The organism is Pseudovibrio sp. W74 (assembly GCF_001623085.1).
Lineage (GTDB): Bacteria > Pseudomonadota > Alphaproteobacteria > Rhizobiales > Stappiaceae > Pseudovibrio.
This window is the reverse complement of sequence record NZ_LMCJ01000042.1, coordinates 1-6858: the sequence shown is the minus strand read 5'-3', so window position 1 is coordinate 6858 and position 6858 is coordinate 1. Positions and strand designations below refer to the sequence as shown.

The 6858-nt window shown below is 46.4% G+C and carries 3 protein-coding genes and 1 pseudogene; 3 read left to right on the top strand and 1 reads right to left on the bottom strand.

Annotated features, from left to right (window positions below; genetic code table 11):
* Positions 1-311: 311 nt before the first annotated feature.
* Positions 312-3755 carry an autotransporter domain-containing protein gene (locus tag PsW74_RS19460; protein WP_082830634.1) on the bottom strand — a complete coding sequence of 1148 codons (3444 nt, stop codon included), beginning with the start codon at positions 3753-3755 and terminating at the stop codon, positions 312-314.
* Positions 3756-4291: 536 nt separating this feature from the next.
* Here PsW74_RS19460 and PsW74_RS28690 point away from each other — a divergent pair.
* From PsW74_RS28690 to PsW74_RS29140, 3 genes and pseudogenes are all read left to right on the top strand, one after another.
* Positions 4292-4804, top strand: a complete 513-nt coding sequence (locus PsW74_RS28690) for a hypothetical protein (RefSeq protein WP_153041691.1) — start codon at positions 4292-4294, stop codon at positions 4802-4804.
* Positions 4795-6444 carry a GMC family oxidoreductase gene (locus PsW74_RS19455; protein WP_063288096.1) on the top strand — a complete coding sequence of 550 codons (1650 nt, stop codon included), beginning with the start codon at positions 4795-4797 and terminating at the stop codon, positions 6442-6444. Before PsW74_RS28690 ends, PsW74_RS19455 begins: the two co-directional genes overlap by 10 nt.
* A gap of 229 nt (positions 6445-6673) precedes the next feature.
* Positions 6674-6858, top strand: a pseudogene (locus PsW74_RS29140) (integrase); the annotation flags it as partial.

Below are 6858 nucleotides of genomic sequence, written 5' to 3'. Positions count from 1 at the left end.
CCTGCCATGAAAAAACCGCCGATCACGGCTCGCAAAGCAAGCTTAATGCCGGCGATTTCAATATGTAACTTACTGGATTACGGCTGTAGATCATAGGCAGAGTACTATTTTGAAGATTGGCGAATAACACCTCCGCATGTCAGATAAGGGTTTTGATCAGGTCTAATACAGATAGGCCAACTGCGGGCATTTGAGCGTTTCAATTTTTGCTTGCATAACTCTACCGAAAGATCTCTTCAAAGCGGTCAAAATACCACCTGAAAGGCAGCCTTATTTGGTTACATCGCTCTTAATCTCTAATTGGCATCACACTAGAACTTCCAATCCAAGCGCGCATTCACGCCATGATTGTGAGTAGAAGCAGCCAATTGGCCAGCATAGTGAAGTCCGAGTTGCGTATCCTGCCCAAAGCCTATGGAAACACCTGCTTCTAACAACGCTTGATCTTGTGCCAAGGGGGAGCCAATAACGGCGAAGCTATCACTACCCTGGACAAAGGATTGTTCAAGTTTGACGCCGTCTGTTGAAGCGTGCTGCCAAGCGACAAGGCCATAAGTTGAAATTGAAGTTTCATTCAGACTGAAACTTGTCTGTCCGCGTAACCCCAGTGTCGCAAAATAAATTGTACTGCTCTGACTTTCGGCTTTCAGAGCCGCAACCTGTCCACTCTCAGTGAAGCCATCAGAGAAAACATTGACAACGGCTGTACCCATGAATGGTTGTAGCTTGGTGGCTTCAAACTCGATACCATAACCAACCTCAGCGAAACCTTGAAAGGCATTTATATTCTGTCTGGATGACAGCTTATCGCTTAGTTGGCCGTTGTTAACATTAAGCTTACGGGTTACAGCTGCTTGATTCCAAGTATTGATAAGACCTGCACTCACGCTTAGCTTGTCCCAAGCGTAGTCCCCATAACCACCGAGGGTGTAACTGTCCACCTCTGCAGATGTGTTAAGATCACCCACTTTAGTGAAGGAACTTCCAAATCCAGCTAAGGCGCCAATCTGCAAATCCGAGGAAACATAACTATCAACACCGATGAGCAGTCCGCCTCCAACTGTAGTCGCTCCCGAGACTTCAACAGTTCCGTCTTGATTGCCCCAATGGCCATAGCCTTGCGACCAGAAGCTGTAGCCTGCGTGCGTGGCATTTTGAGTGCCTCCTGTGGCGAGGGCAGATTTGGAAGCTTGCGTACGTGCAGAGATTGCCTGACGAAATATAAGCGTGTCCTCTAACAATGCATTGCGGATACTTGCACTACCTTCGCCAGAAAATTGTTCAAACAACTCACGAGCGGTTGCCTCATCTGAAACGTTCATAACCACAGACCTGAAAAGGTCGGTGTCTTTCCTGATGCTTGCGAGCGCTTTCGCAGTAGCTCGTTGGTTTTTCGTGATCGCTTGCTCTTCGAAATCGATGTCATTACGGACCAGAGATAATTCGATATCGTTGCCATCTCCGCTCGTATAATCGAGGGCCGTGTCCATGAAGAGTAGATCATCCATTACCGCCATAAACTCGTGATTGGCAGCATGCACATCACCTGCAAGATCTACAACTATCATCGGTTCAATGGGGTCAAACGACCAGCCAGATGCTACTTGTGGAGAAAACAGAAGGCTGAGGGTTGTCTGACTGAAGTCAGCAGTCCCATTAACCTTCAGCTGGTCTGCGGTTACATCAAAACTATCTGCTACCGGGGTTGAAGCAACTTCAATCTCCAATGTACCCTTGCCCGAATAGTTCTGCTCAACTGTCAGATTGCCTATGGAGTTACCAGGACCAACTATCCCGCCGTTGTTAATGACACTGCCAGCAATTATGCCATGACCACCAAGGAAGCCGCCTGATCCAAGTTCAATATCAGAACCGATAGAGGCGCTCTTTTTATCACTACTTGTACCGACAATGAGCGTGCTGTCGATAACAGCTGCTCCACTTTGAATATTAAACTGGCCACTATCAAATGCGAGCAGACCTCCCTCAAGCCTTAACGTACCCACTATGCCTGAGTTATCTCCGGACAGATAGGTGTTCCCAGCGTACTGCTCAATATGTATATCATTTCCATTTAGATTAGCGCTAAATTCATACTGCTGATCTCCTATGATATTATGATTAAATATCAGGGCGCTGCTGCTGCTTTCGAAAAAAATATCTTGGATGTTTATGTAACCCGGCGCAACGGCGGCCTCACCGGCAGCCGCACCTACGATAAGCTTACCGCTTGTTGAAATGCCATGACCATTAGTAGAACCAAGTGAGATAAAGGGTGCGTTCACACTCGCTCCGTTAGAGACTGACAAGAGACCATTATACACACTCATAGAAGTTGGGTGCTGTGAGGGGTCATAATCTGGGAAACGCACGCCGACGTTCAGAGCCGATCCTTCTCCATCTACGCTGACGCCCCCAATACTTTTTGTCACTACATTGGTAATTTCATGATGGTAGGCACGTTCCCCAATAAAGACAAAATTGCCTACATCCACCTGCCCCCCCGCAGTAATGTTGAGGTTGCCTTTACCCGCCTCATAAGTGGGAGTATTACTGGCTACATCTAAACTGTAGTAAGATATTAATCGGCTCGCTTTGTTTGTTTCATTATTTTTACCAGAAACATTTATGGTACCCTCGCTCTTTGGCCCGTATGCGACATTGGTGGTCCTGGACACAACAGTCCCGCCTTCTGTTACGTTCAACTCACCTTTGCTCGGACTGTTTACTGCCAAAGGCATCCCGACAATAGTAGACAGATTATACCAGTCTCCAGTGACGTTAGTTGTTGCAGTGTCATGGGAAGATGAGGTGACTGTACCTATCTCACCAAAAATGGCACCTTCGATATTCAGAACACCGCCGAACACATTTATGGAGTGTACGTTTTCAGGATTATGATTTGTAATGTCAAAAGTGCTGGGATCAAAATTGCTGCCTGATAACGTTGAGACACCAGAAGCTGCTAGTATCGTACCCTGACCACTAAAGCCGGCCTGGAGTTCATAGTCTTCATTAACGTGGTTCAGAACAAGCGTACTAGATGGTGCCGCGAAAACTATTTTATCAGTTTCCAATCTACCCGCAGCAACTGGTTGTGATAAAAGCACATCACTAGTTACAGGATCTTCGATGAACCCTCCACCGATAATAAGCTCAGCACTTTGATTGTTATGGTATGTATTATTGGTACTTCCAAGATAAATCTCTTTAGCTCTTACAGTACCTCCATCAGAAACTTGGAGAACTCCGCTGCCTCCGTACTCGCCAATGGAGATGAACTCCCCAGCTTCCCAGATCGAACCATCTCCAGAAACTCTGACAGAACCTAGTCCTCCAGAAACGTCACCAATGTAGTTCATTAAACTAGTAACCCTACCACCATCTTCGATCAATAACGAACCATTCCCCTCACGACCGATGAAGAGAACTCCGGTATCCTCCCAGGTTGCTCCATCCCCCGAAACAGTGATTGCTCCCTCTGAACCTCGAAAATGTCCGAGAACACTACTGGTAGTCTTGAGATGACCTCCATCTTGAACGGTGACATAACCATTACTTACTGATCCGACCACCAACCCGTCAGTCCCTAGATCCCAAGGGCTTGGTCGTGTTGGGGTGAGACCTCCTACAATCTCATGAACGCCATGATCGATAATCATTGCACCACCAGCAAATGCAGAAGGGATGATTAGCATTGTGCCAGTTAATGCCGTTCCCATGCAAAGTGACTTTGTCAGATCGCTCAAATTCATTTTAATATCCAGAATCTCTAAAACGCAGCATTTTTAATATGAATGCCGCAAACAGATGTAACGCTCTGTCTAAACGAGTACTCAAAGAGTATTCTGAAATGAAGTGGGTGAAAAAAACGAAGAAAAGATGATTAAAATCAAGCTTGAAACATGAGAGCAAGTCATCAGATCGTTGTGCTGCAGGATTGACACGTATGAGAAAAAACGAGCTGCAGACAACTGCCAATGGGTGGTGTTATTTTCTGTATATTATCAACATATATTTTTAAAAACGATCAAATTCTTGTAGCCACGCCTCTTTAAATATTGACATTCAACCGTTCTAAATTCTGGTAATTGAGCTTTTTTCCGTAATGTCTACCAGTATTTTTAATCGTAAAATTTTCTACTATAACCAGAACGACTGGCCGCATGTTCATATACTAAGCATACAAGCGTATTTTACCTCAATTGAGGCAATAGTGCTTTGCCAGCTCCGTACTTGTTTGTGCTCGTATTCAATTGAACCCAAATAACCGGATTCGAACGAGGTAACCGTGTCAGAGAGCGATAAAACGTCAACACATTACTTTTCACTTCGCCGCAGGGATGCTCTTAAACTTGTTACAAGCTTTTTAGCTTGTTGTGCGTTGCCAGGGGCAGCCCATTCGCAACACCAAATGACTGCACATGACCGTTCAACACTTGCATCTTTCTTAAATGCCATTATTCCAGCTGACGAATTTGGCCCCTCAGCAACAGACCTTGATCTACATTATGAATTTCTAATAATCGCAGAAAGTAACTCTAAGTTTCGTGAAATAATGGTAAGTACTTGTAAGTGGCTAGGTGATCTCAAGCCAATGCCCTTTCTGAGTTTGCGTTCGGCACAGCAGCAACAGCTATTACATCAGTTAGCCCAAAGTGACCAACTACTCCCGCATGTGATTTTTTATGGTGTTGCACGAAACCTTGCGTATTACTTTTATTATGCAAATCCGCAGACCCGTGTTCACCTATCCATGTATGAAGCACCGCAACCGAGAGGCTATCCGCCGCCATGGACTTAAAGCAATCTTATGATGCAATCGTCATTGGCGCAGGTGCAGGTGGCGGGGCTGCTGCTTGGCGACTTGCACACCACGGCAAAACAGTGCTTCTGCTGGATGCTGGCCCTAGATTTAATCCGACTGCTGACTACAAACTTATGCAACCCGATTGGGAGCGCCATAACTTTCCAAGCAAAACAGGGAGTCGTGGGCAGGTATCCTTTGGGGATCTTGGACGCGTATCAGAGCAAAACAAACATCTTTTCAGTTGGAACACGGTAAAAGGCCGCCTCTCAGCCGGGAACACTCGCCGGCCACTTGGCCCCGGTTATGAACATGTACAGGGTATTGGAGGGAGTACACTACATTTTGTCGGTGAGGCACATAGATTGAACGCTCGTTCTTTTAATTTGGCTCGTGACTTTGGAGTTGGTGCTGATTGGCCTCTCACTTATGATGAGTTGGAGCCTTATTACGTCATTGCGGAAAAGGTACTTGGCGTAGCAGGTTCAGAAAACCAGAAGGAGTGTTGGAGGTCTTCAGCCTTCCCGTTACCTGCCCATCCTTTTAGCCCAGCTGCAACAAGGCTAGTGGAGGCAGGAGCTAAACTTGGCATGCGTTGGCAGGCCAATAGTCGAGCGGCTCTTTCAATCCCTTATGAGAACCGGCCACAATGTAACTATTGCGGAAATTGTAGCAGAGGATGTCCTCTCGGTGACAAAGGGTCTTCTGATGTCACATTCATTCGGCAAGCAGAGCAAAGCAATTGTGTTACCATTAAGCCCTTGAGCTGCGTCATTCGCATGGAAGCAGATGATACAGGACACATCAATACAATACGTTTTGCAAACAACGGCAAATATGAAGTAATTGAAGCAGGCTTAGTGGTGCTTGCTGCAGGTGCAGTCCAAACACCTCGTTTGTTGCTTCATTCGCAGCTTGCTAACTCTTCTGGTCAGGTTGGTAAAAACTTTATGGAACTCATTGCCTGGTCTGCTGCAGGGTTTGCAGAGGACATCGCGAACACGCATATGGGCTTGCCTGCTGATGCTATCTGCTGGGACTTTAATGCTCCTGATGCAATTCGTGATGTTATAGGTGGTTGCCGTTTTACCTCTTCTGTACAGGATCTGGGTTTAACTGGGCCGATAGCCTATATGCAGCATCTTATCTCAGGGCATAGCCACGAGGCTAAATCACAACTGCACAAGTACTTCGGAAAAGCCGTTGCAGTTTCTGCAATTGGTGAGAGCCTGCCCAATAGCGAAACTTTCATAGACCTTCATCCAAGTGAAACTGATCAAAATGGCATTCCAATACCACGCATCCATGCTAAGTTAGGAGAGAATGAAATAAAGCTGTTAAATTTCATGGCAAGTACGTGTCGTAGGCTGATCGCAAAGGCGGGTGTCAAACAACTGCGGTTAGAGCAAGGGACTTATGACTTCTTTTCTTCGACACATGTCTTTGGCACTTGTCGCATGGGGAGTGATCCGCTCAATTCTGTGGTGGATCAAAGTGGGCGTAGCCACGACCACCCCAACATGCTGATTACAGATTCTAGCATTTTTCCAAGTTCCGGTGGCGGTGAAGCCCCTTCACTTACCATTCAGGCGTTGGCAATTCGATCTGTCGACCAGTATTATTATAATCACGAGTAACGTTGTACTTAAAAAACAACTTGGCTTTGAGAGAGCTGGCCTATGTTTTTCAGCCAATAGAGTTAAGTGGATCTTGCTTCTGAAACTGGCATTATGCTGTGAACAGGAGAACACCTTAAGCAGGCGTCTCCCGTCGGAATCATAACCCGGTCCTTAAAGCAAGCCAATCGCCAACAGGCCCTGGACAGATGACGAGCGCAGAATCGTTTTAAAACACGCTCCTCCTCAAATGGTCCCTGCCCTTACCTTGATGATGTATACGGGGCTTGGCCCTCAAGACGCACTCACGCTTGCCAAGCAGCAATACCAAAATGGGTTCATCTCAACACGGCGCGCCAAAACAGGGGCTCCAGTCTTTTGGCCTGTCATTGCACCTTTGAAATCAACTCTTGATGATGCGCCAGATCACGAAGC